General features: G+C 70.9%; 22 protein-coding genes and 1 pseudogene. 12 read left to right on the top strand and 11 right to left on the bottom strand.

Annotated elements, in window-relative coordinates; genetic code table 11:
• Positions 1-17: 17 nt before the first annotated feature.
• Both ABZZ74_RS02800 and dapA read right to left on the bottom strand, forming a co-directional pair.
• Positions 18-521, bottom strand: coding sequence for a hypothetical protein (locus ABZZ74_RS02800; protein WP_356761316.1), 504 nt, complete (start codon positions 519-521; stop codon positions 18-20).
• A gap of 68 nt (positions 522-589) precedes the next feature.
• Positions 590-1,480, bottom strand: coding sequence for a 4-hydroxy-tetrahydrodipicolinate synthase (gene dapA, locus ABZZ74_RS02795; RefSeq protein WP_356761315.1), 891 nt, complete (start codon positions 1,478-1,480; stop codon positions 590-592).
• Between the two features lie 170 nt (positions 1,481-1,650).
• On the opposite strand from dapA, the gene ABZZ74_RS02790 reads away from it, so the two are divergent.
• The 4 genes from ABZZ74_RS02790 to ABZZ74_RS02775 all read left to right on the top strand — a co-directional run bounded on the left by ABZZ74_RS02790 (position 1,651) and on the right by ABZZ74_RS02775 (position 3,482).
• Positions 1,651-1,791, top strand: a complete 141-nt coding sequence (locus ABZZ74_RS02790) for a hypothetical protein (RefSeq protein WP_356761314.1) — start codon at positions 1,651-1,653, stop codon at positions 1,789-1,791.
• Positions 1,788-2,480, top strand: coding sequence for a hypothetical protein (locus ABZZ74_RS02785; protein WP_356761312.1), 693 nt, complete (start codon positions 1,788-1,790; stop codon positions 2,478-2,480). Before ABZZ74_RS02790 ends, ABZZ74_RS02785 begins: the two co-directional genes overlap by 4 nt.
• 70 nt (positions 2,481-2,550) lie before the next feature.
• Complete coding sequence (locus ABZZ74_RS02780) at positions 2,551-2,970, top strand: phage holin family protein (RefSeq protein ID WP_356761311.1); 420 nt, start codon at positions 2,551-2,553, stop codon at positions 2,968-2,970.
• A complete protein-coding gene (locus ABZZ74_RS02775) occupies positions 2,967-3,482 on the top strand; it encodes a DUF3618 domain-containing protein (RefSeq protein ID WP_356761309.1) in 516 nt (171 codons plus the stop codon). Before ABZZ74_RS02780 ends, ABZZ74_RS02775 begins: the two co-directional genes overlap by 4 nt.
• Positions 3,483-3,599: 117 nt before the next feature.
• Here the strand turns inward: ABZZ74_RS02775 and ABZZ74_RS02770 are convergent, their stop codons facing one another.
• Complete coding sequence (locus ABZZ74_RS02770; RefSeq protein WP_356761308.1) at positions 3,600-4,598, bottom strand: YihY/virulence factor BrkB family protein; 999 nt, start codon at positions 4,596-4,598, stop codon at positions 3,600-3,602.
• Between the two features lie 117 nt (positions 4,599-4,715).
• Between ABZZ74_RS02770 and ABZZ74_RS02765 the strand changes: the two genes are divergently transcribed.
• Both ABZZ74_RS02765 and ABZZ74_RS02760 read left to right on the top strand, forming a co-directional pair.
• Positions 4,716-5,312: a helix-turn-helix domain-containing protein gene (locus tag ABZZ74_RS02765; RefSeq protein ID WP_356761306.1), complete on the top strand. Its 597-nt coding sequence runs from the start codon at positions 4,716-4,718 to the stop codon at positions 5,310-5,312.
• Between the two features lie 13 nt (positions 5,313-5,325).
• A complete protein-coding gene (locus ABZZ74_RS02760; protein WP_356761304.1) occupies positions 5,326-6,057 on the top strand; it encodes an SRPBCC domain-containing protein in 732 nt (243 codons plus the stop codon).
• A 33-nt stretch (positions 6,058-6,090) separates the two neighbouring features.
• Here the strand turns inward: ABZZ74_RS02760 and ABZZ74_RS02755 are convergent, their stop codons facing one another.
• Positions 6,091-7,917 (bottom strand): endonuclease/exonuclease/phosphatase family protein, encoded by a 1,827-nt coding sequence (locus ABZZ74_RS02755; protein ID WP_356761302.1) that lies wholly within the window; start codon positions 7,915-7,917, stop codon positions 6,091-6,093.
• Between the two features lie 276 nt (positions 7,918-8,193).
• Between ABZZ74_RS02755 and ABZZ74_RS02750 the strand changes: the two genes are divergently transcribed.
• The 5 genes from ABZZ74_RS02750 to ABZZ74_RS02730 all read left to right on the top strand — a co-directional run bounded on the left by ABZZ74_RS02750 (position 8,194) and on the right by ABZZ74_RS02730 (position 16,062).
• Entirely contained in the window at positions 8,194-9,621 is a 1,428-nt protein-coding gene (locus tag ABZZ74_RS02750) for a hypothetical protein (protein WP_356761300.1), read from the top strand.
• 831 nt (positions 9,622-10,452) lie between these two features.
• A complete protein-coding gene (locus tag ABZZ74_RS02745) occupies positions 10,453-11,901 on the top strand; it encodes an alkaline phosphatase PhoX (protein WP_356761299.1) in 1,449 nt (482 codons plus the stop codon).
• Positions 11,902-12,654: 753 nt separating this feature from the next.
• On the top strand, positions 12,655-14,235 hold the full coding sequence (locus tag ABZZ74_RS02740; protein ID WP_356761297.1) for a TROVE domain-containing protein: 1,581 nt from the start codon (positions 12,655-12,657) through the stop codon (positions 14,233-14,235).
• An 84-nt stretch (positions 14,236-14,319) separates the two neighbouring features.
• Positions 14,320-15,027 (top strand): GntR family transcriptional regulator, encoded by a 708-nt coding sequence (locus ABZZ74_RS02735; RefSeq protein WP_356761295.1) that lies wholly within the window; start codon positions 14,320-14,322, stop codon positions 15,025-15,027.
• Between the two features lie 18 nt (positions 15,028-15,045).
• Positions 15,046-16,062, top strand: coding sequence for a 1-aminocyclopropane-1-carboxylate deaminase (locus tag ABZZ74_RS02730; RefSeq protein ID WP_356761293.1), 1,017 nt, complete (start codon positions 15,046-15,048; stop codon positions 16,060-16,062).
• Between the two features lie 120 nt (positions 16,063-16,182).
• Here the strand turns inward: ABZZ74_RS02730 and ABZZ74_RS02725 are convergent, their stop codons facing one another.
• Positions 16,183-17,613 (bottom strand): MFS transporter, encoded by a 1,431-nt coding sequence (locus tag ABZZ74_RS02725; protein WP_356761292.1) that lies wholly within the window; start codon positions 17,611-17,613, stop codon positions 16,183-16,185.
• A gap of 160 nt (positions 17,614-17,773) precedes the next feature.
• Here ABZZ74_RS02725 and ABZZ74_RS02720 point away from each other — a divergent pair, with 160 nt between their 5' ends.
• Positions 17,774-18,358 carry a helix-turn-helix domain-containing protein gene (locus ABZZ74_RS02720; RefSeq protein WP_356761290.1) on the top strand — a complete coding sequence of 195 codons (585 nt, stop codon included), beginning with the start codon at positions 17,774-17,776 and terminating at the stop codon, positions 18,356-18,358.
• 51 nt (positions 18,359-18,409) lie between these two features.
• Here ABZZ74_RS02720 and ABZZ74_RS02715 read toward each other — a convergent pair.
• The 6 genes and pseudogenes from ABZZ74_RS02715 to ABZZ74_RS02690 form a co-directional block, all read right to left on the bottom strand.
• A pseudogene (locus tag ABZZ74_RS02715) lies at positions 18,410-19,620 on the bottom strand (TerD family protein).
• Between the two features lie 73 nt (positions 19,621-19,693).
• Positions 19,694-19,927, bottom strand: coding sequence for a hypothetical protein (locus ABZZ74_RS02710; protein ID WP_356761289.1), 234 nt, complete (start codon positions 19,925-19,927; stop codon positions 19,694-19,696).
• 65 nt (positions 19,928-19,992) lie between these two features.
• On the bottom strand, positions 19,993-20,991 hold the full coding sequence (locus tag ABZZ74_RS02705; RefSeq protein ID WP_356761287.1) for a zinc-dependent alcohol dehydrogenase family protein: 999 nt from the start codon (positions 20,989-20,991) through the stop codon (positions 19,993-19,995).
• A complete protein-coding gene (locus tag ABZZ74_RS02700; protein WP_356761285.1) occupies positions 20,988-21,839 on the bottom strand; it encodes a carbohydrate ABC transporter permease in 852 nt (283 codons plus the stop codon). Before ABZZ74_RS02700 ends, ABZZ74_RS02705 begins: the two co-directional genes overlap by 4 nt.
• Complete coding sequence (locus tag ABZZ74_RS02695; RefSeq protein ID WP_356761283.1) at positions 21,836-22,774, bottom strand: sugar ABC transporter permease; 939 nt, start codon at positions 22,772-22,774, stop codon at positions 21,836-21,838. The genes ABZZ74_RS02700 and ABZZ74_RS02695 overlap by 4 nt, the downstream gene beginning before the upstream one ends.
• Positions 22,771-24,144 carry a sugar ABC transporter substrate-binding protein gene (locus tag ABZZ74_RS02690; RefSeq protein WP_356761281.1) on the bottom strand — a complete coding sequence of 458 codons (1,374 nt, stop codon included), beginning with the start codon at positions 24,142-24,144 and terminating at the stop codon, positions 22,771-22,773. Before ABZZ74_RS02690 ends, ABZZ74_RS02695 begins: the two co-directional genes overlap by 4 nt.
• Between the last annotated feature and the right edge of the window lie 76 nt (positions 24,145-24,220).

Here is a 24,220-nt window from a genome sequence, read left to right as displayed (position 1 = left end):
GGCGGAAGGGCGCCCGCTCATGTGCACAGCGTCCGGGCGAACTCCGCCAGCGTCCGGAAGTCGTCGTCGCGCAGACCCACCCTGGGGCTGACATGGTGCAGCAGGGCCGGAGCCGGATGGGCCGCGGACACATAGTGCTCGTCCGCCGGGGTCTGTTCGTCGTCCACCCAGGCGAACGGCCGGCCGTCGGCGTACGCCACGATCGCCTCCGTCTTCCAGTGGACGCCGTCCGGGCGCAGCGCGAACAGGCCCTCGCCGAAGTCGACGTACGGCAGCTCCGGCAGTCCGACGGTCGGGCCGATCCAGCGGTTCGCCGCGTCCATCCAGGTCGTCGCCCAGCACAGCTCGTAGCCGAGTCCCAGCAGCGCCGGTCCGTGCGAGGGGTTCAGCCACACCCGCAGCGCCTGGCCCGGCCGCAGGGCGACCTTGATCGTCGTATAGCCCTCGGGGCGCCGCTCCGGCTGCGTCGCCCAGGGATTGAGGGGGCCGTCGACGTCGAGGAAGAGCAGCGGAGGGCGCACAGGGACAACGTACGGCCAGAGGTCCGCTCGCGGGCAGAGACGGGCGTACGGGGTGTCGCGGGCGGTGGTCAGCCGGCCGTGAGGTCCTCGTAGGCCGCCAGCAGCCCGTCGACCGTCTCGCGGCTCGCAGGACGCAGCGGGGCGCGGACGGGACCCGCGGGCAGACCGAGTTCGTTCAGCAGGGCCTTCGCCGTGACCGTGCCGGGCAGCCCCGCCGCCATCATCGACTCGATCAGGGGAGTGGCCCGTTGCTGCGCGCCGGCCGCCGTCGCCGTGTCGCCCGAGTCGAACGCGTCGAGGACGAACCGGAGTTGAGCGGGCACGACGTTGGCGACGGTGCTGACATAACCCGCGCCGCCCACCGCGTACAGCGCGAGATTGTGCTCGTCGCAGCCCGCGTAGTACGCCAACTCCGTGCGGGCCAGCACCTTTTGGGCGCCGAGGAAGTCGTAGGAGCAGTCCTTGACCGCCACGATCCGGGGATGCTCGGCGAGCCGCAGCATCGTCCCGGGCTCGATACGGGTGCCGGTGCGGCCCGGGATGTCGTACAGCACGACCGGCAGGCCCGAGGCGTCGGCGACCGTGCGGAAGTGTTCCTCCAGCGCGTCCTGCGGGGGTCGGCTGTAGTACGGGCTGACCACCAACACCCCGTCCGCGCCCGCCTTTTCGGCCTCCAGCGCCAGCTTCACGGTGTGCCGGGTGTCGGAGGTGCCGACCCCCGTCACGATCGACGCCCGGTCGCCCACGGCCTCCCGCACCGCCTCGACGAGCGCCGCCTTCTCGGCGTCCGAGGTGGTCGGCGACTCACCGGTCGTACCGGACAGCACCAGGCCGTCGCAGCCCCGGGAGACGAGGTGGTCGGCGAGCCGCTGGGCCCCGTCCAGGTCGAGCGCGCCGTCCGCCGAGAAGGGCGTGATCATGGCGCAGAGGGCACGGCCGAAGGGCGCGGTGGTTGTCATGCCGTACAGTCTCGGCAGAGTGATGGTGAAGCTCCACTTAATTCTTCTACGAGATATTGCTAAGCATTGCTTCAAAATATGCCATGGGTCGACCATGCCCTATGTCCTTTCCGGCCCCTGATGAGTCACCATGAACAGGACGGTCATCGGCATCGGCCCATGGAGGCGTCATGAAGCTCGGCAAGGCACTGGCCACCGGAGTCGCGCGGGAAGAGCAGCCGCGGGCTGAGGTCCTGGAACCCGAGGAGCTCGAAGTGCCCGAGGAGATCAAGGACCTGAAGGCCCCCGAAGAGGTTCCGGCGGCCCGATGAGACTGCGGCTTCCGGAGGAACGCCCGACGGAGCCGCCGACCGGATACAAGATCGCCCACCCGGTGCTGTCCCAGGACGGCACCCGGGCCGGGTTCACCGGTGTGTCGCTCGGCGGCGCGCTGCCGTACGGGGTCCTCGCGGACGCGTTCTGCGTCTACGGCCTGCGGCACCGGTCGCCGCACCGCCGCTGCGACTGCGGCTTCCACTGCGTGCACGACCGGGCGGCGGCCGAGGCGCTGCTGTGCACGGCCGAGCACCGGGCGGCCGTACTGCTCGAGGTGTCCGTCCTCGGGCGCTACATCCGCTTCGAGCGAGGCTTCCGCTACGCCCGCCAGCGGGTGCGCACCGCCACGGTCGGCCCCTGTACCTGCGGCACCGTGGCCGCCGGCCTGGCCGACGCGGGCTGGGGCCGTCCGGGGTGGCGCGCCCTGGCACCCTCCTGCGCGGGATGCGTCCGCGGTCGTACGTCCGTCTCGCTCGCCGCCTTCGCCCGGCTGGCCGGCGACGGGCTGCGGGTGATCGCCGGTGTGCAGGACGCCCGTCAGGTGGCCGGCCGCACCGCCACCGACGATCTCGGAGTGCCCGAACTGGCTGCGGAGGCCGCGCTGTTGCAGGCCCGTCTCGACTGGTTCCAGACCCAGCTGGCCCGGCTGCGCGAGCCCGGGCGGGGCGGCGGGCCCGAGGGGTAGTGGGGGCCGGTCCGGGTACCCGGGGTGTTCCGAACGTTTTCGAACCAGAGGAACACGAGAGGAGGCGACCGTGACCGGGACCACCCACTCCGGGCCGGTGCGCGACGGGCACCAGTCGGTGGGCGACCTCGTCGGCCAGGCCACCGAACAGCTCTCCCGGCTCGTACGACAGGAAGTGGCCCTCGCCAAGGAGGAGTTGGCCGAGAAGGGTCGGCGCGCCGGGCGCGGCGGCGGACTGCTCGGCGCGGCGGGCGCGTTCGGGTACGCCGGGCTGCTCGCGGCGGCGGGCACGGCCATCGCCGCCCTCTCACTGACGCTGTCCGTCTGGGCCGCGGCGCTCATCGTGACGGCGGTGCTGTTCGTGATCGCCGCCGTACTCGGCGCGACCGGCCGCGCCCAGCTGCGCAAGGCCACGCCCCCCACTCCCGAGGAGGCCCTCGGCAGTGTCAAGGCCGATGTCGAGGAGATCAAGGAGAGGGCACACCGATGACGGACAAGGCGGCGGGGGAGACGGGCGTGAAGGGCCCCGACGAGCTGCGCCGGCAGATCGAACGGACGCGCAGCGAACTCGGCGACACCGTGGAGCGGTTGGCGGGCAAGATGGATGTGAAGGGACGGGCGCAGGCCCGGGCGGCGGACCTCAGGGACAAGGCCGGCGCGATGACCGTGCAGCTGCGCAGCACGGTGGCGCTGGCCGGACACACCGTGCAGGAACGGGCCGCCCAGGCCGGACACACCGTGCAGGAGCGTGCCACGCAGGCCGGCCACAAGGTCCAGGACCGGGCGACGAACACCGGGCGGCAGATGATCCGGGCGGGCCACACCGCCCAGGACAAGGCGGCGGAGACGGGCCGCACCCTGGAGCACCGGGCGGAACGTGACATGCCGTGGCCGGCCCGCCCCGTGGTCAGGGCAGCGGTGCGGCACCCCCGCCCCGCCCTGATCATCGGCGCGACGCTTGCGGTGGTCGTGGTGGTGGGGTGGAGGTATCCCAAGAAGTGACGCGGACCCAGACGTGACGACGACCCAGACGTGACGCGGACCAAGAAGTGAGGCGAACCCCGAAACGCCGGACGGGCACTCCCAGCCCGTCCGGCGTTTGACTGAGGACGAGGCCTGTCAGGGCCGAACCGGGGGTTTGGGGGCGGCTGCCCCCAAGGCGGCCCGCCATTTCGCCGGCCACTTCCGCGTGTCCCGAGGCTCCACATACGGCTCGGTCGGCGACAGCCCCCGGCAGGCGACCCGCTCACGCGCCAGTTCCGCGTCGAACTCCAGCCCCACCAGGATCGCCAGATTCGACAGCCACAGCCACACCAGGAACACGATGGCGCCCGAGAGCGTCCCGTAAGTCTTGTTGTACGAGGCGAAATTGGCCGCGTAGACGGCGAACCCGGCGGAAGCCGCCAGCCAGATCAGCGTCGCCAGGAAGCTGCCGGGACTGACCCAACGGAAGCCGCGCCCACGGACGTTGGGGGCCGCCCAGTACAACAGCCCGATCATCATCACCACCAGCATCAGCAGCACCGGCCACTTCACCACGCCCCAGACCGCGATCGCCGCGCCCCCGAAGCCGAACGCCGTCCCGGCGCGCTCCGCCAACGGCCCCGTGAAGACCACGATCACCGCGCTCGCCGCGAGCAGCAGCATCAGCGCCACGGTCAGCGCCAGCCTGAGCGGCGTCAGCTTCCACACCGGCCGGCCCTCCGGAAGGTCGTACACCGCGTTGGACGCGCGGATGAACGCGGCCACGTACCCGGAGGCCGACCACAGCGCTGCCAGCAGGCCCACCACGGCCAGCACACTGCCCGTACCACCGCTGTCGCCCAGCTGTCTCACCGCGTCCCGCAGGATGTCCCTGGCCGGACCCGGCGCCAGGGCCCGGATGTTGTCGAGGATCTTGTCGGTGGCGCTGCGGCCCACCACCCCGAGCAGCGACACCAGCAACAGCAGCGCCGGGAACAGGGACAGGACTGCGTAGTACGTCAACGCGGCGGCACGGTCGCCGAGTTCGTCGTCCAGTAACTCCTTCGCCGTGCGCCGGGCCACCGCCCGCCAGGACCGCGCCGGCAGCCGGGTCGGACTCTCGATCTCACCCTCGTCCTTCGTCTCCTCGTCCATGACCGGTGGGTCTCCCGAATCCCCGGCCCGAATCGCGCCGGGGCTCGTCCCTGAGCGGGACTGGCCGAAAACTCGGATCGTCTGGACAATAAAAGTTTTCGGTGAGACGGTGGACGCATGCTGGACGTCACCGTGATCGAGGACCCCGAGGCCGCCGCCGTCTCCCTGGACCCCATACGGGCCCGTCTGCTCGCCGAGCTGGCCGCGGGGCCGACATCGGCGGCGATGCTGGCCGGGAAGGTGGGGCTGCCGCGCCAGAAGGTGAACTACCACCTGAAGGCGCTGGAGCGGCACGGCCTCGTCGAGCTCGCCGGGGAGCGCCGCAAGGGCAATGTCACCGAGCGGCTGATGCGGGCGACCGCCGCGTCGTACGTCATCTCACCGCTCGCGCTCGCCTCCGTGCAGCCGGACCCGGACCGCTTCCGCGACCAGCTCTCCGCGCGCTGGCTGCTCGCCCTCGGCGCCCGTCTGGTGCGGGACGTCGGCTCGCTGATCACCGGCGCGGCCAAGGCCCGTCAGCGGCTGGCCACGTACGCGCTGGACGGCGAGGTCCGCTTCGCCTCCGCCGCCGAACGGGCCGCGTTCATCGAGGAGTTGACCGCAGGGGTCAGCGCGCTGATCCGTAAGTACGACGCCCCGGACACCGAAGGTGGTCGTGACCACCGGATCGTCGTGGCCGTCCATCCCACCCTCAAGCAGACCGAGTTGGAATAGTCAGGAGCTTGCCATGTCCAAGGAGTTCGAGATCGTCCGCGAGTTCGAGGTCGACGCGTCGCCGGAGGAGGTGTGGGAGGCCATCACCAACGCCAGCGGCGCCTATCTGTGGCCGATGGACCCGCCCGAGCCCCGCGTCGGCGGCCGGGCCGCCTTCGGCTCCACCGTCACCGCCTACGACCCGCCGCACCGCCTCACCGTCCGCAGCGAGGACGTCGGCTTCTCCGTCCAGAGCGTCAACCAGCTCGACCACACCATCGAGGCGCGGGACGAGGGCCGCCGCGCCTGGGTGCGCTATGTGCACAGCGGCATCTTCACCGACGACTGGGACAACCAGTACGACGGCGCGTCGAAGCACACCGACTTCTATCTGCACACCCTGCGCGAGTACCTCACCCACTTCGCGCCGCGCCCGGTGACCTTCGCCCAGCTGCAGGGCCCCGAGGCCTCGCAGACCGCCGACGCCTTCACCGCCGTCGGACGGGCGCTCGGGCTGGCCGAGGACGCGGCAGCGGGCGCGCGGGTGCGGGCGCACGGCCCGGAGGGCCGAACCCTCGACGCCGTGCTGGACTTCCGCGACCCCTACTTCATCGGGCTGCGCACCGAGGACGCCCTGATCCGCTTCTTCGGCCGCAACCACTGGGGCGCCCCGGTCGGCATCAGCGTCCACGACTTCGCCCCGGACGCCGACGCCAAGGCGACCGAAGCCGCCTGGCAGCACTGGCTGGACGGGGTCTACGCCTGACCACGTCGACCCCGCCCAGCCGACCTGTGGCTGTTACGGGCGGAACCGCAGCACCTGGGGGTCGTGGTCGCTGATCTGGTCGTTGAACTCCGAGTTGATGTGCACGCTGTCGTACTCGAAGTCGCAGTCGCGGCGGATCGACGGGCTGATCAGGATCTGGTCCAGGACCTGCTCGTTGCCCTGGTAGTCGTAGGTGTAACGCTCGCTCTTCGGCAGCGACTTGATCGCCGACCACAGCTCGCCGTCGCCCTCGAGGATCTTCGCGGTGTCGGAGAACTCGAAGTCGTTCATGTCGCCGAGCGCGACGACGTCGGCGTTCTTCTGGACGTCCAGGATGCTCTTGACGAACGCGTTGACCAGCGTCGCCTGCGCGTGGCGCTGGGTCTCCGAGCTGCGCACCGGCGGCTGGTACTGCGCGGTCAGCCCCTGGTCGCCGCCCTTGGAGTTGAGGTGGTTGGCGATCACGAAGACCGTGCGGCCACGGAAGACGAACTCGCCGGCCAGCGGCTTGCGGCTGGACTTCCAGGCGTCGTTGGCCGGGTCGATGCGGCCCGGGGACGCCGTCAGCTGCGCCTTGCCGTGCACCTTGGTGACGCCGACGGCGGTGGTGGAGTCGCCGCCCGCACGGTCCACGAAGGACACCCGCTCGGGGTTGAAGAGGAACACCTGACGGATGTTGCCGCCGGGCTCGCCGCCGTCCTGGTCGTTGACCGGGTTGATCGAACGCCAGTCGTACTTCGGGCCGCCCGCCGCGACGATCGCGTCGATCAGCTTGTTCACCGTCGTGCTCGCGTCGACGACCCCGTCGTCCGTCGCGCCGTCGTTGTCCTGGATCTCCTCCAGGGACACGACGTCGGGCGACTGCAGGTTGTTCACGATCGCGGCGGCGTGCGCGGCGAACGTGGTGTCGGACGGGTCGAGGTTCTCGACGTTGTAGGTGGCGACCGCCAGCTCTCCGCGCGACTGCTTCTTCGTCGTCTCGCGCTGCAGCCCGCCGCTCTTCAGCGTGCCCAGCTGACCGGCGACCAGTGTGTAACCGCCGAACTGGTTGAAGTCCAGCGGGCCGGTGGTGGTGCCGGTGAGGGTGTCGCCGACGTTCGCCTTCGGGAAGTCGGCGACCGCGCCCAGCGACTGGATCTGCAGTCGGCCGGTGTTCTGCGAGGTGTAGGAGCCGTACAGCGTGCCGCCGCGACGGGTCGGGTGCTCGTGCGGCTTCACGGTGACCCACAGCTCGGCGTACGGGTCGGTCGCGGTGACCACCCGGGCATTGGCGACCTGGACGTTCATGCCCTCCAGGGACTCGTAGTAGTCCAGGGCGTACGTCGCCGGTTGCAGCGGAAGGCCGTTGACCGAACCGTTCGCGGCGGTGTCGCCGGCCGGGGCGTACAGGTCCGGCACCGACTTCGCGTTGATCACGACCGGCGCGGGGACCGCGTTGCCCGTCGACACCGTGGTGACGGTCGGCTTGGTGATCTCGGTCAGCGACTGGTTGCCGGTCGAGGCGCCGCCCGGGACGTACTCCGAGACCGTGCCGGTGACCGTGACGGAGTCACCGACGGCGACCTTCGGGGTGGAGCTGGTGAAGACGAAGACGCCCTCACTGGTGGCCGGGTTGTCGTCCGGGTTCGGATCCTGGAGCCAGAAACCTCTGGACGAGCCGTACGTGCGCGTGGCGGTGACGATTCCGGGCACGTCCGCCACCTTCTGGCCGGCGTACGGCGATATTCGGGTCGTGCCCTGGATGTCGTGGATGCGTACGGTGTCGGCGTGCGCGGGCGCCGTCAGGGCGACCGTGGAGGCCGCGGAGCACACGGCGGCGACGGTGAGCGCGGCGAGACGCGCGGAAGACTTGCTCGGCAACGGAATCCCTCCGGGGACGTACAGAAGCGCCGGGACGAGGGTGGTGCGTGGAGCGTCTGGTGACGCGCGTAGAGATGAGTGAACAGTTGTCCCCCCGTTTCTACGCGCGTCAATCTCCTGCCTGCTCCGGCCAGTTGTCAAGGTTTCGGCCATGTACGGACCCTGACCAGGAGATGAACCGGGCGGCATGGGTCGAAATCCGTCTAGGCTGAGCGATTGAGCCGTACGTCGTCCAGGTGGTCGTACGGCCGACCTGGCCCCTAGGAGAACCAGCCGATGTCAGACAGCTCCCCCCTGCCGCCGGTACGGCTGCACCCCGAAGCGGAGCTGGCGCGGGACGCGCTGTCCACACCCCTGCTGTCCCGGGCCGCCCGGCTCGCCCGCTGGGCCGGCCCCGACACCCGCGTCGACGCCGGGGGCGGGCTCGTGGACGAGCAGTTGCCGGCCGCCGCCGAGGTGCTGGGACTGACCGGGGACGACGCCGCGGCCGACGCGGGCGAGGCATGGCGGGTGGCCCTGGACACCGGGCTCGTCGAGATCGCCGACGAGGACGAGGGCACCGTGCGGGCCGGTGCGGAGCTGGCGCTGCTCACCGGCGGCTCGCCGCACGACGTGCTCGCCGTGTGGCAGGGGGCCCTGGAGACGGTGCTCGCCGACGCGAGCGTGCCCGACATCGAGGGCCTGGAGGAGGCCCTGGACGAGGGCGGCGAGATCGACTTCGACCGGCTGCAGTGGGACCCGGAGGCGGAGGCCGAGTTCCTCGACGGCGTCCTCGGCAACCTGTACCTGCTCTCCGTCACCGAGGAGGGGCCGGGCGACTCCCCGGTCCCGCTGCCCGCGCTCGCCGCGTCCATGATCGTGCCCTCCGACATGGGCGAGCCCACCAACGACGTCCTGGAGCAGGTCTCCGACGCGATGATGAAGCTGGACGACCAGTTCCGGCTGCTGGAGCCGGTCGGACTCGTCGAGTACCAGCCGGTCGACGAGGCGCTGATGGCGGACACCGACGAGGAACCCGCCGCGCCGGTCGACGACACGGACGTCTCCCGCTACGGCATGGTGCGGCTGACCCCGCTCGGCCTGTACGGCCTGCGCGCGCGGCTGCTGGAGGCCGGGTTCACCGCGCCGGCCGTCGGTGACCTCGCCGACAAGGGCGCGGACGCGCTGCTCGACGGGACGGCGACGTTCCCTCCGCAGGCCGCGCGCGCCGAGACCGAGCAGTGGCTGGCACGGCGGCAACCGCTGGAGGGCGCCCGGGAGTTGCTCGCCGCGAGCCGCGGCTCGGACGCGGGCGCGCCGCTGCGCCGACTGCGCTGCCAGCAGGCGCTGGCCCTGGTGGGGGCGGAGGCCGAGCCGGCGCTGCGGGAGGTGCTGGACGACCCCGAACTCGGCGGGCTGGCCCGGGTCTGGCTGAGCGAGCACGGGGCGGCGGACGTGCCCGCACCCTCGGAAGCGATGATCTTCTGGCTCACCATCGACACCGTCGCCGCGCAGCTCGCCGCCGAGGGGAACTCCGAGGAACTGCGCTCGCTGGTCCAGGGGTTGGCGGCCCAGCACGGCGGCTTCTTCGCTGCGGCCTGGCGCGTCGACCATCCGGCCACGGCCGACGTACTGGAGGCGATGGGCCGCCTGCACCCGGACAAGCGGATCGCGAAGGAGGCCCGGAAGGCGGCGTTCAAGGCGCGTTCGCAGCAGGGGGGTTGAGGCGGGCGGGGCCGCTTCGTTCCGAGTGCCCCACGCGCGTACGGGCCGCGGTGGCCGGGCGTGCGGCGCGCGGCGGCGGGTCCCCGATCCGGACGGCGCCGCGGCAGCGGGTACGGACGCTTCTTCGCGGCGCGGCGCTGTCGCGGGCGGGGGCGGGTATGGATGCTCCTTCGCTGCGAGGCGCTGTCGCTGCGAGGCGCTGTCGGGGCGGGCGTGGGGCGTTGGCGTCTTGGCGGACGCGGGCCTTCGCTTGGGCGTGTCGTTGTGGCAGGCGTGGGGCGTTGGCGTTGTGACGGGTGCGGGCCTTCGCCTGGGGGTGGGTGCCGTTGCGGCGGGCGCGGGGGTTGGCGTCATGGCGGGCGAGGGCGTTCGCTTCGGGTGTCGCGGGTGCTGCGCGGAATGCCGTGCGGTTCCGGGTGTCGTTGCGGGTGTCGCGGGTCTGCCCTTCGGTTCGGGATGCCGTGGCGGGTGGTGAAAAGTCCTTCGCTTCCGGGTGCCGTCGGGTTCGGTGTGGAAGCCCTTCTCCTCACGAGCCGTTGTGGTCGGCGTGGGAGCCCGTCCCCTTGCGTGTGTCGCGGCTGGCGCGAAAGCCCTTGTCCCCGCGTGCCGTTGCGGCGGATGCGAGTCTCTTTGCCCTGGGTGCCGTCCTCGTAGGGGCTTTAGCGGGAGCCGAAAGTCTTTGGCTTTCCATGGGGTGTGGTGTACGGATTCATGGAAGTGGGTCATCAGTGGTCGCCCGGTGTTCAACTCACGTTCAGGCGTGGGCGAAACCGTGACGCCGACCCGAGGTCCGCCACCCTCCACGGCACGCCCACCGTCACAGGAGACACCATGTCGCTCACCCGCAGGGACTTCGCCAGAAAATCCGCGATCACCGGTGCCGGGGTCGCGCTGGCCGGCAGCGTCGGCGCCCTCGCCACCGCCCCGAACGCCCTCGCGTCCACGGAGACCGACGAGACCGACGGCGCCGAGGAGTTGGCGCACGGACACCACGGCGTCGGCTACGGACCGCTCGTCCCCGACCCGGACGGCATCCTGGCCCTCCCCGCCGGCTTCAAGTACCGGATCATCACCTACAGCGGCAGGACCAAGCTGGAGTCCGGCGAGTTCACCCCGTCCAACCACGACGGCACGTCCACCTTCGACGGCCCCCGCGGCGCGACCCTGCTGGTCAACAACCACGAGCTCAAGGGCCCGCGTTCGAACTGGAAGTACCCCGTCCCGCTCACCGAGGGCCTGGTCTACGACCCCGCCGCGTCCGGCGGCTGCACGGTCGTCGAGGTGCGCCGCGACCATGTCGCCGAGTGGGTCGGCATCGCCGGTACCTCCACCAACTGCGCGGGCGGCAACACCCCTTGGGGCACCTGGCTGACCTGTGAGGAGACCGAGGACAAGGCCGGCCAGAACGGCATGACCAAGGACCACGGCTACGTCTTCGAGGTCGACCCCGAGGACCGCCGGGCCAACCGGAACCCCAAGCCCATCAAGGCGCTGGGCCGTTACGCCCACGAGGCTGTCGTCGTCGACCCCAAGCGCGGCCACCTCTACCTCACCGAGGACGCGTCCGGCCCCAACGGCCTGCTGTACCGCTGGACCCCGCCGGCCGGCTTCCACCACGGGCGCGGCAGGCTGCGCACGCTCGCCGACGACGCGGGTGTCCTGCAGGCCTTCAAGTGCTTCGACTCCGGCGGCAAGTTCGTCGACGACCTCTCCCGCGCCACGAAGATCGGCACCGTCTACGGCGTGGACTGGGTGGACGTCCCGGACCGGGACGCGAAGACGGTCTCGACGCGCAAGCAGTTCACCGACGGCCAGATCACCCGCGCCCGCAAGCTGGAGGGCATGTGGTGGGGTGACGGAGGCGCCTACATCGTCTCCTCGTACGCCCGTGCCGAGAGCCCCGTCCAGCACGACGGCGCCGTGTGGTTCTACGACCCCAAGCGCCGCACCCTGACCCTGAAGGTCCTGATCGGCGTCAACCCCGACCCGTCCGTCGAGGGCAACTTCGACGGCCCCGACAACATCACCGTCTCGCCGTACGGCGGCCTCGTCATCGCCGAGGACGGCGAGGGCCTGCAGCACCTGTTCGGCGCGACCGACAGCGGCCGTACCTACCCGATCGCCCGCAACGAACTGAACCTCGGCACCGAGGAGGACCCCGAGTACAGCGAGTTCACCGGCGTCACCTTCTCCCCGGACGGCAGGACCCTGTACGCCAACATCCAGGAGCCGGGGATCATGCTGGCGATCACGGGGCCGTGGAAGCGCCAGAAGCGATAAAGCCCGCGGAGCGCAGGCGCACTGCAGTAATCGGTGCAGTCGATACCTGTGCCAATCTGACCCGTCGGCAAAAAGCAGAGGCACGGCGTGGACACCCTGCGCCGTGTCTCCGCTGCCCGAACTGCCATGCGCTGACACCGAACTACCGGCAACTGAATAATCCTCGCGGGGAGCCGATCCGACAGTTGCGGAGTCGGAGATACCAGGAAGTCTGGCTCACCAGACGTGAGTGAAGCCCACCCCCTGAGCGCCCGCGCTTAATTCGCTCGCCAGCTCCACCGGTTGCCTTCTACAGTGATGAACGTCCAGGTGCGAAGGCAGGACCTACTTCCACTGATAATGGGGCGGTCGCGGGTTCGAGTCCCGCCGCCGGTACAACGCGCCGGTGTAGCTCAGGGGTTAGAGCACCTTTGTCGGTTCCGCCGACCTTGTTCTCTGGACACCACAACTTCATGCACCTCCCGGTGCGCAGGCTGCGGTTACTTCCCTTTCTCAGAGAATCAGTGCCGCCGCCGACCTTGATCTCGGGAGGCGCAGTTCATGGTGGGTGCCCGGTGCGCAGGCAGCGGATACTTCAGGGACTTGGTGCTCCAGGTGAGCGTGCGGGTTCGAATCCCGTCGCCGGCCGAAGGGCCGGTGTGGCGGAAATGGAAGACGCGCCAGGTGATAAGGCCGTCGCCGACCCCTGATCTCGGGCCCCTCCTTCTGCCGCGCCTCCCTCCGAAACCCATTCAGAATTCGGGGGAATTCACCATGGCGCGATTCAACACCAAGGGCGCGAAGGCGCAGCCCACTTCTCGCGTCACCTCCACGGGCCGTGTGCTCCGCACATACGAGGGCGGACGCGGCCGGGAGCGGGACGCGCGCTCCGAGCTCTTCCTGCTCGCGGTCGCCAACTTCGTGTCGCAGAAGACCTTTTACGAGAGCGGCGCCGACCGCGACGACCGCTTCGCGCGGCTCGTGCGGCAGCTCGCCGTCGAGGATCCGGCGTGGACGGCCGGTCTGCTCGGCTGGCTGCGCGGCGAGGGAAACCTCCGTACCGCTTCCCTCGTCGGCGCCGCCGAGTACGTGAAGGCGCGCCTCGACGCGGGCGCCACCGACGGCCCGGCCAACCGGCAGGTCGTCGCCTCCGTACTGCGGCGCCCGGACGAGCCCGGCGAACTGCTCGCGTACTGGACGGCGACGTACGGCCGTAACGTCCCCAAGCCGGTCAAGCGCGGGATCGCCGACGCCGTACGCCGTCTCTACAGCGGCAAGTCGCTGCTGAAGTACGACACAGCGTCCAAGGGCTACCGGTTCGGCGACATCCTCAACCTGGTGCATGCGACGCCGGACCCGGACAAGCCGTGGCAGGGTGAGTTGTTCCGGTACGCCCTCGACCGCCGGCACCACCCGGACGCCGCGGTACCGCCCGTCGCGGACGGCGTCCTGACCGCGCACCGTGAGCTGATGGCGCTGCCGGTGCGGGAGCGCCGTGCGGTGGTGACCTCCGCGGGCGGTGCCGAGCGGCTCGCGGCGGCCGGGATCACCTGGGAGGCGCTGGCCGGCTGGCTCCAGGGCCCCATGGACAAGGCGGCCTGGGAGGCCGTGATCCCGTCCATGGGGGCGATGGCGCTCGTCCGTAACCTGCGCAATTTCGATCAGGCGGGGGTCTCGGACGAGGTCGCGGCCCGGGTGGCGGCGAAGATCAGTGACGCGGCCGAGGTCGCGCGCTCGCGGCAGTTCCCCTTCCGGTATCTCGCCGCGTACCGGCACGCGCCCTCGCTGCGCTGGTCGTACCCGCTGGAGCAGGCGCTCGGGCACTCGCTGGCCAACGTGCCCGCGCTGCCGGGCCGCACGCTGATCCTGGTCGACCGCTCCGGCTCGATGTGGGCGCGGCTGTCGGACCGCTCCGAGCTCAACCGGGCCGACGCGGCGGCGATCTTCGGCACGGCGCTCGCGCTGCGGGCGGCCGACGCGGATCTCGTCGAGTTCGGCACCACGAGCCGGCGCCTGGCGTTCCGCAGCGGCGAGTCGGTGCTGGGGATCCTGGACCGCTTCGGCGACCTGGGCGGCACCGACACCACCAGCGCGGTGCGCGCGCACTACCGGGGTCAGGACCGGGTGCTGATCGTCACCGACGAGCAGTACGCCTTCAACCACCACGGCGACCCGACGGAGCAGGTCCCGGCCCATGTGCCGGTCTACACCTGGAACCTCGCCGGGTACCGCGCGGGCCACGGCCCCTCGGGCAAGGCGAACCGGCACACCTTCGGCGGTCTGAGCGACGCGGCTTTCCGGATGGTCCCGCTGCTCGAGGCCACCCGGGACGCCGACTGGCCCTGGGTTGCCTGAGCCCATGATCGTGGCCCGCACTTCTACGGGGGGTGCGGGCCACACCCTTGCCCGCGCTGCTGGCTGACATCTAACATTTCAGTCGTGGAGGCCATACGACCCATCCGGCGCACCCTTCTCCGGGACCGCGCCTACACATCCATCCGGGACGCCATCGTGGCCGGGGAACTGGAGCCCGGTGCGGTGGTGCGGGACGCCGAGCTCGCCGAGCGGATGGGGCTGTCCCGGGCGCCGGTGCGGGAGGCCTTCGCGCGGCTCGTGGACGAGGGGCTGCTGGAGAGCAAGCCGCAGAGCTACACCCGGGTGACCCCGGTGGTCGCCGCCGATGTGCGGGACGCGGCCGCCGTGGTCGGTGCCATGCACGAGCTGGCGACCCGGGTCGCCGTACCGCGTCTCTTCGCCGCCGACGTGCAGACCATGCGCGCGGCCAACGAGCGGTTCGCGGCGGCCGTCGGCGCGGGTGACGTGGACGGTGCGCTGCGGGCCGACGACGCCCTGCACGACGTCCTCGTCCGCGTCGCCGGCAACCACGCGGCCGCCGCCACCATCGCCCGCTACACCCCGCTCATCCGCCGCCTGGAGCGCCGTCGCTTCGGCGAGGGCGGCACCTGCCGTTCCGCGGGCCTGCACGAGCGGCTGATCGAGGCGTGCGCGGCCGGTGACGCCGAGACGGCGGTGCGGGTCACCGCGGAGATCTGGCGCAGCCTCGCCGACCTGGTCGAGCTGACCGACACCGACCCCGCCGACACCGACACCGACCCCACCGGCGGCGACCGGGCCGACGGCGACTGATCCCGACCGGGAGGACCCATGTCTCTTGCCTCGTACGAGCGTTACCCCCTCCTCTTCGGCCCGTCCCCGGTGCACCCCCTGGAGCGGCTGACCGCCGAGCTCGGTGGCGCCTCCCTCTGGGCCAAGCGGGAGGACTGCAACTCCGGCGTCGCCTACGGCGGGAACAAGACGCGCAAGCTGGAGTACCTGGTCGCCGACGCGCTGGCCCAGGGCTGCGACACGCTGGTCTCGATCGGCGGGGTGCAGTCCAACCACACCCGTCAGGTCGCCGCCGTGGCCGCGCGTGCCGGGCTCAAGTGCGTGCTGGTGCAGGAGAGTTGGGTGGACTGGCCGGACTCCGTGTACGACAAGGTCGGCAACATCCTGCTCAGCCGACTCGCCGGAGCCGACGTACGGCTGGTGAAGGCCGGGTTCGGTATCGGGTTCAAGGAGAGCTGGGAGCAGGCCCTCCGGGAGGTCGAGGAGCGGGGCGGGAAGCCGTACGCCATTCCGGCGGGCGCCTCCGACCATCCGCTCGGCGGCCTCGGGTTCGCCGGCTGGGCCTATGAAGTCGCCGAGCAGGAGCGGGAGTTGGGCGTTTTCTTCGACACCGTCGTCGTGTGTTCGGTGACCGGCTCGACCCAGGCCGGCATGGTCGCCGGGTTCGCCGCGCTGGAGGAGGCGGGCGGACGGCGGCGCCGGGTGCTCGGCGTCGACGCCTCGGCCAAGCCCGCCGCGACCAGGGAGCAGATCGCCCGGATCGCCGCGCATACCGGTCGGCTGATCGGCGTGCGGCGCGAGTTGACCGAGGACGACGTCGAACTGGACGAGCGGTACCACGCGGGGACGTACGGCGTCCCCGACGAGACGACCCTGGAGGCGATGCGCCTCGCCGCCCGCACGGAGGGGATGATCACCGACCCCGTCTACGAGGGCAAGTCGATGGCCGGCATGATCGATCTCGTGCGGCGCGGGGAGATCGGCGCCGAGTCGACGGTGCTCTACGCCCACCTCGGCGGACAGCCCGCACTGAACGCCTACAGCGCGTTGTTCTAGGGCTGTTGCGAAAGTCCCGTCGTCCGGCCGGAGGGCGGGCCCTGAGGCGTCATGGGGGAGCGTGCCGGGCGTCGCGGGGCAGGCGGGGCTTTCGCAACAGGCCTTGGTCGTACGCCCCGATCACGTCCTTCCCGGGCGGTCGGCCCTGATCACCGTCGCGCAGACCGCCAGGGCCGTGGCGGCGATCAGGGCGGCCGCGCCGAACGCGCGTGCCGAGCCCGCCGTGAGGATCTCGGCCGGGGTGCCGGACGCGTGCCGGGTCGCCGTGCCGAACACCGTGACCAGGACCGACAGTCCGAGGGTGCCGCCGAGCCACTGAAGGGTCTGGAGCAGTCCGGAGGCAGCGCCCGCCTCGTGCGGCTGGACGCGGGCGAGGATGGTCGCGTTGAGCGGCATGAAGCTGAGGCCCACGCCGACGCCGATGAGCAGCAGCGGGCCGAGCAGGCCGGCCGCGTAGCCCTCGCCGGGCCGCAGCCGCCACAGCCATCCGGCGGCGGTGGTCAGCAGGGCCATGCCGGTGAGCAGGATCGGCCTGGCGCCGAGCCGGCCGACCAGCCGCGGCACGAAGCGGACGGTCGTGAACATCGCCAGCGTCATCGGCAGGAACGCGAACCCGGCGCGCAACGGGCTGTAGTTCAGCACCTGTTGGCTGATCAGCGTCAGGAAGTAGAAGGCGCCGAACATGCCTGCCGGAAGCAGCAGAACGCCCGCGTAGCCGCCCGCGCGGTTGCGGTCCGAGAACAGCCGCAGCGGCATGATCGGCTGAGCGGCCCGGGACTCCACCAGGGTGAAACCGGCGAGCAGGGCGGCCGCCGTGGTGAACGCGAGCAGGGCGAGGGTGTCGCTCCACCCCGACGCCGAGACCCGGATGAAGGCGTACACCAGCGAGGTCATGCCCGCCGTGCCGGTCAGGGCGCCCGCCGCGTCGAACCGGCCCGCGTGGCGCGGGGTCTCGGCGACGAAGCGGGGCAGGGCGAGGGCCACGCCGAGCCCGATCGGCACGTTGATCAGCAGGGCCCAGCGCCAGGAGGCCCAGGAGGTGAGCATCCCGCCGACCACCAGGCCGATGGAGGCGCCGATGCCGGCCATGGAGGCGTAGACGCCGAGCGCGTGGTGGCGGCGCGGGCCTTCGGGGAAGTTGGTGGTGATCAGGGCGAGGGTGCTCGGCGCGATGAGGGCGGCGCCGACGCCCTGCAGCGCTCGGGCCGCGAGCAGCCAGACGCTGTCGGTCGCGAGGCCGCCGAGCAGGGAGGAGCCGGCGAAGAGCAGGACACCGGTGGCGAGGGTGCGGCGGCGGCCGACGATGTCGCCGACGCGGCCGCCGAGCAGCAGCAGCCCGCCGAAGGCGAGGGTGTAGGCGTTGAGGACCCAGGACAGGCCGGTGCGGCTGAAGTGGAGGTCCTGTTGGATGTCGGGCAGCGCGACGTTGACGACCGTGGAGTCGACGCCGACCATCAGGTAGGCGGTGACGATGACGAAGAGGACGGTGCCGAGGCGGGCGGGGTGCTGGAGTGCGGGGCGTGTTTCGGTGGTCGTGGACGGGCCGGACATGGGGTTCTCCCGTTTCGAATGTCCTCGGTGGATGCGCGCGGGCAGCACGAAGCAACGGAGTGTGGGCAGGTGGAAGGGCCCGCGGAGATAACCGGGGACTGTCTCCGTTTAACTCTCGCTAAGATACGGAGAGGGTCCCCGGTTCGCAAGGAGTATCTGGATGGCGCAGGTCAAACCCATGCGGGCGGACGCCCGGCGGAACTATGAGCGGCTGCTGAAGAGCGCGGCGGACGCCTTCGCCGAGCACGGGGAGAACGCGTCCCTCGACGACATCGCCAAGCGGGCGGGGGTGGGTTCCGGGACGCTGTACCGGCACTTCCCGACGCGGCAGGCGCTGCTGGAGGCGGTGTACGTCGACGCCATCGAGGCGCTCGGCAACCGTGCCGACGACATCGCGAAGGAACTGCCGCCCGGCGAGGCCCTTCAGGAGTGGCTCTACGAGGTCTGCGTCCGCACGATCGAAGTGCGGGGTCTGAAGGCGCTGCTGGGGTCGGCCGTCACCGACGGCAGCAACGCGGCCCTCACCGCCTGCGGCACGCACATGAAGGGCGCGGCCGCGCGGCTGGTCGAGGCGGCCCAGAGGGAGGGGACGCTGCGGCGGGACCTCGAGCCGATCGACGTGCTGCGGCTGGCCCACGGGGTGTCCTCCGCCGCGGAGTTGGCGAACGGCGGGCGGCCGCGCATCCGCCGCTATCTGTCCCTGCTGACCGAAGGGCTGCGGTCGGCGGAGACCGCGGAGACCTGAGACGTCGGGTGCCCCCGCCCGAGGGGGCACCCGTGGACGTCGTACGACCGCCTACAGCGCTTGGGCGGCCGGCTTCACCATGTTCCGGACCGTGCGGGCCTTCACGAACTGGCCCATCGCCGTCATGTCCCACTCGCCGGAGAACTGGCGGATCAGCTTGGCCATCATGACGCCCGTCTGTGCCTCTGCGTTGGTCAGGTCGAAGCGGACCAACTCCTCGCCGGTCGCGGCGTCCAGGAGGCGGCAGTAGGCCTTGGCCACGTCGGTGAACTTCTGGCCGGAGAAGGAGTTGACCGTGAAGACCAGGCCGGTCACCTCCTGCGGGATGCGGCCGAGGTCGACCACGATGACCTCGTCGTCGCCCGCGCCCTCGCCCGTGAGGTTGTCGCCGGAGTGCTTGATCGCGCCGTTGAGGATGGACAGCTTGCCGAAGTAGCAGCTGTCGATGTGGTTGCGCTGCGGGCCGTAGGCGATGACCGACGCGTCCAGGTCGATGTCGGAGCCCCGGTAGGCCGGCTCCCAGCCGAGGCCCATCTTGACCTGGGCGAGCAGCGGACGGCCGCCCTTGACCAGGGAGACGGTCTGGTTCTTCTGCAGGCTCACCCGGCCCTTGTCGAGGTTGATCTTCCCGGCACCGGGAGCGGGCGCGGCGGGAGCCGGAGCGGCGGGCGGGGGAGGCGGCGTGGTGGACAGCGGCGGTGCGGGCGGCGCCACCGGGGGCTGCGCCGCGGGCTGGGGCGGGGCGACGGGCGCCGAGGCGGGCTCCTCGACCGTCACCCCGAAGTCGGTCGCGATGCCCGCCAGCCCGTTGGCGTACCCCTGGCCGACCGCGCGTGCCTTCCAGGCGCCGTTGCGCAGGTAGATCTCGACGATCACCAGCGCCGTCTCCGTCCCCAGCTGCGGGGGTGTGAACGTGGCGAGGACGCTGTTGTCGTCCGCGCCGCGGATCGTGGCCGTCGGCTCGATGCCCTGGAAGGTCTGCCCGGCCGCGTCCGGACTCGCCGTGACGACGACCTTCTCGATGCCGGGGGGCAGGGCGGCGGTGTCGACGGTGATCGCGTCGGGCGCCGTACCGCCGCCGGAGCGGTACGTGACGCCCGGCCCCGCCGGCTGGTTGTAGAAGATGAAGTCGTCGTCGGAGCGCACCTTGCCGTCGCCCGTGAGCAGCAGGCCCGCAGGCCCGATACGTCGAGCCGCACCGGGGCGGCGACGTCCACCGTCACGCGGGTGACGGGGAGAGGGATGTTCGAGCCAGGGGTCATAGCTGTCATGCAGGGACAACGAACGAGACCACTTTGCCGTTCCCTTACCCGGCGGCCGATCGAGTGGATCGGTTCAGCGGCGGCCGCGGGCGCCGTTGCGCGGGTGGTCTCGGGCGGTCCGCTCGTTGCCGCGCTTGTAGTTCCCGGTCCAGCGGGCCATGACGAGCTGCGGGTCGCCGGCCGCCACCTCCGCGAGAAACCGGGTGGAGCGCGGTGCGCGCAGCGTGGTCGCGGGACGGCCGTGGTGGGTGATGCGCACGGTGCCGTCGGCGTGTTCCTCGTACGAGAATCCCTGGGGGTGCGGCATGACGGGATGGTACGGCTCCGGTCCGCCGCGCCCCCACCGGATTTTCCCGCGGTCCGGGCGACGGGCTAGGCGCTCTGGGGGAGCACCACGATCTTCCGTCCCACCCCCGCGGCGAACTGCTCCAGTGCCTGCGGGTAGCGCTCCAGCGGGATCCGGTCGCTGATGAATACCTCCGGGTCGAGGACGCCGTTCGCGAACAGCTCGGCCGCGCGTTCGAAGCTGTGCAGCACCGCCATCGACCCCGTAACGGTGATCTCCTGGTTGTAGATCCGGTACGGGTCGATCGTCACCCGCGTCGCGTAGTCCGCCACCCCGAACTGCAGGAACGTCCCCGCCTTGGCCACGCGCCCCAGGCCGTCCTGGATGGCCGCCGCGTTGCCGGTCGCGTCGATCACGACGTCCCAGCCCTGCGGGCGCTCCAGTTCGTCTGCGTTCGGCGCGGAGGACGAGACGCCGAGGCGTACGGCCGTCTCCAGGCGGGCCGGGTTCAGATCCACGACGTCCACGCTCGCCGCCCCGGTCCGCTTGGCCAGCTCCAGCATCATCAGGCCCATCGTCCCGGAGCCGTAGATCAGCACGTTCGCGCCGAGGCGGGAGCGCAGCACGTCGTAGCCGCGCACGGCGCAGGACAGGGGCTCCACCAGGGCCGCGTCCTGGGTGCGGACGTGCTCGGGGAGCTTCACGCAGTTGGCCACCGGAGCGACGGCGAACTGTGCCGCGCCGCCCGCCGTGGTCACGCCGATCGCGGCCCACCGCTCGCAGAGGTTGTTGTGGCCGTCACGGCAGTAGCGGCACTCGTAGCAGTACAGGGACGGGTCGACCGCCACCCGGTCGCCGACCGCGACCTCGGTGACCTGGGTGCCGACCCCGACCACCTCGCCCGCGAACTCGTGACCCGGCACGATCGGCAGCTTCGGCGCGAACTCGCCCTGCAGGATGTGCAGATCGGTGCCGCACAGGCCGCAGGCGGCGACCTCGACGACGACCTCGCGGGGGCCCGGCGCCGGGTCGGGGACCTCGGCGACGACGGCACGGCCCACGGACTCGATGACGGCGGCCTTCATTTCACGGCTCCCAGCGACAGGCCCTGGACCAGCTTGTCCTGGGCGGCGAACCCCGCGGCGAGCACCGGCAGGGAGATGACGAGCGACGCGGCGCACACCTTCGCCAGGAACAGGCCCTGGCTGGTGATGAAGCCGGTCAGGAAGACGGGGGCGGTCTCCGCGACCACGCCGGTCAGCACCCGGGCGAACAGCAGCTCGTTCCAGCTGAAGATGAAGCAGATCAGGGCGGTGGCGGCGATGCCGGGCAGGGCGATCGGGGCCACCACACGGGCGAGGATCGTCGGCAGCCGGGCGCCGTCGATCTGGGCCGCCTCGATCACCGCGACCGGCACCTCGGCCAGGAAGGACTGCATCATCCACACGGCGATCGGCAGGTTCATCGAGGTGTAGAGGATGACCAGCAGCCAGATGTTGTCCAGCATGTCCGTGTTCTTGGCGAACAGGTAGATGGGCAGGAGACCCGCGACCACCGGGAGCATCTTGGTGGACAGGAAGAAGAACAGGACGTCCGTCCACTTCTTCACCGGGCGCACCGACAGCGCGTACGCCGCCGGCAGAGCCAGCAGCAGCACCAGCAGCGTCGACGCCACCGACGCCACGGCCGAGTTGATGAGGGCCGGCCAGGGGCTCGCCCCGCCGCCCGTACCGAAGAACTCGCGGTAGCCGTCCAGGGTGAGGGCGGCCCCGAAGGAGGGCGGGTTGGTGGCGGCGTCCGCCTCCGAGTGGAAGGACGTCAGGGCCATCCAGGCGATGGGCAGGAAGAACACGATCCCCAACAGCCAGGCCACCAGGCCGAGTCCGGCGCCCTTGCGGCGGCCGCCTCGCAGTCGTACGGCGACGGTGCTCATCCTCGAGCCACCTCCTCGCGGAACAGGGACGACACCACGCGCAGGGCGAAGGTCGCGATGACGATCGAGCCGATGACCACCAGGACGCCCGCGGCCGAGGCGAGGCCGTTCTCATGGGCCTGGTAGAAGCTCTGGTAGACGGTGTACGGGAGGTTGGCGGTGCCCAGCCCGCCGGACGTGATGGTGAAGACGGCGTCGAAGTTCTGGACGATGTAGATCGAGCCCAGCAGGGCGCCGAGTTCGAGGTAGCGGCGCAGGTGCGGGAGCGTGAGGTGGCGGAAGATCTGCCAGTCGCTCGCGCCGTCCACCCGCGCGGCCTCGATCTGCTGGTGGTCACGGCTCTGCAGGCCCGCCAGCAGGATCAGCATCATGAACGGCGTCCACTGCCACACCAGGGAGGCCTCGACCGCCAGCAGCGGGGTGTTCGAGATCCAGTCCGGCTGCGGACCGCCCACATAGTGCAACAGACCGTTCAGCAGGCCGTATTCGGGGTTGTAGAGGACGTGCTTCCACAGCAGGGCGGCCGCCACGGGGACCACCAGGAAGGGCGCGATCAGCAGTGTGCGGACCACGCCCCGGCCGCGGAACCTCCGGTCCAGGAGCAGCGCGAGCGCCAGGCCCAGGACCAGGCTGACCACGACCACGGCGGCCGTGAGCAGGATCGTCGTCCACACCGAGTGGCGCAGGTCGGCGTCGGTGAGGACCTGTCGGTAGTTGTCGAGTCCGGTGAAGTGACGGGCCTTCGGGTAGAGGGCGTTCCAGTCGAAGAACGAGATCACCAGCGTGGCCACGAACGGCAGCTGGGTCACCACGATCATGAAGACCAGGGCGGGCAGCAGCGGCGCGCGGGTCGCCCAGGCCTTCAGCCGGGCGGAGGGAACGCCCTTGGTGCGTGCGGGAGTCGCGGCTATCGGAGCCGTCGTTGTCGCGGTCATCGTCCCTCGTACTCCTTGGAGATCTTCTCGGCGAGTTTCTGGGACTTCCTCAGGGCCGAATCGACGGACTGGCGTCCGGCGATGGCCGCGCTGATCTCCTGGGAGACCTTGGTGCCGAGATCGGTGAACTCGGGGATGCCGACGAACTGGATGCCGGGCGCGGGGCGCGGCTGCACCCCCGGGTCATTGGGCCTCGCGCCTTCGATGGCGGCCTTGGTCATCTCCTGGAAGGAGGCCGCGGATTTGACGTACTCGGCGTTGGTGTAGGTCGAAGCGCGTTTGCCCGCCGGTACGTTGGGCCAGCCACTGGTCTCGCCGACCAGCTGCTCGTACTGCTTGCTGGACGCCCAGGAGACGAACTTCCAGGCCTTGTCGGGGTTGCGGGAGGCCTTCTGGATGCCCCACGCCCAGGTGTAGAGCCAGCCGGAGTTGTCGGTCTTCTCCACGGGGGCCGGCGCGTAGCCGAGCTTGCCCTTGACCGGGGAGCCCGCGGCCTCCAGGGAACCGGCGGCCGATGTGGCGTCGTACCACATGGCGACCTTGCCCTGGGTCATGTTGTTGAGGCACTCGGCGAAGCCGGACTGGGCGGCGCCGGACTCACCGTGCCTGCGGACGAGGTCGACGTAGAACTTCGTCGCCTTCTCGAAGGCGGGGGAGTCCAGTCGGGCCTTCCAGTCCTTGGTGAACCAGGTGCCGCCGAAGGTGTTCACGACCGTGGTCAGGGGCGCCATCAGCTCGCCCCAGCCGGGCAGTCCGCGCAGGCAGATGCCCCGCATGCCGGACTCGGCGCCGTCCACCTTCGCGGCGAGGTCGGCCACCTGGTCCCAGGTCGGGTGCGCGGGCATGGTGAGGTGCTTCGCCGCGAACACGTCCTTGCGGTACATCAGGAAGGACGACTCGCCGTAGAAGGGCTGCCCGTAGAGCCTGCCGTCGTCGGCGGTCAGGGACTGCCGCATCGGCTTCAGCACGTCCTGTTCGTCGTACGCCGGGTCCTTGGCCACGTACGAGTTCATCTCGTGCAGCCAGCCGTTCTTGGCGTAGATCGGTATCTCGTAGTTGGACAACGTCGCCACGTCGTACTGGCCGGCCTGGTTGGCGAAGTCCTGGCTGATCTTGTCGCGGACGTCGTTCTCCGGCAGGACGGTGAAGTTCACCTTGATGCCGGTCTCCTTGGTGAAGTGGGCCTTGGTCAGCTTCTGCAGCTCCACCATCTGCGGGTTGTTGACCATCAGGACGTTGACGGAGTCGCCGCCGGAACCGGACCCGCCCGCCCCGACCCAACAGCCGGAGAGCAGCGGGGTGAGCAGCGTCCCTGCGGCGGCCAGCGCGAGCGTGGCTCGCGACGGCCGTCGTCGGCTCTGGGTGCGCATGGATCGCTCCTGGACATAGTTGGATATAAAGGGCACCGTTCCGTGCGGAGAACCCCTGTGGTGCTTGGCGGTTCGC

Source organism: Streptomyces sp. NPDC006476, assembly GCF_040612015.1.
GTDB lineage: Bacteria > Actinomycetota > Actinomycetes > Streptomycetales > Streptomycetaceae > Streptomyces > Streptomyces griseorubiginosus_B.
This window is presented reverse-complemented; position numbering and strand designations above follow the sequence as displayed.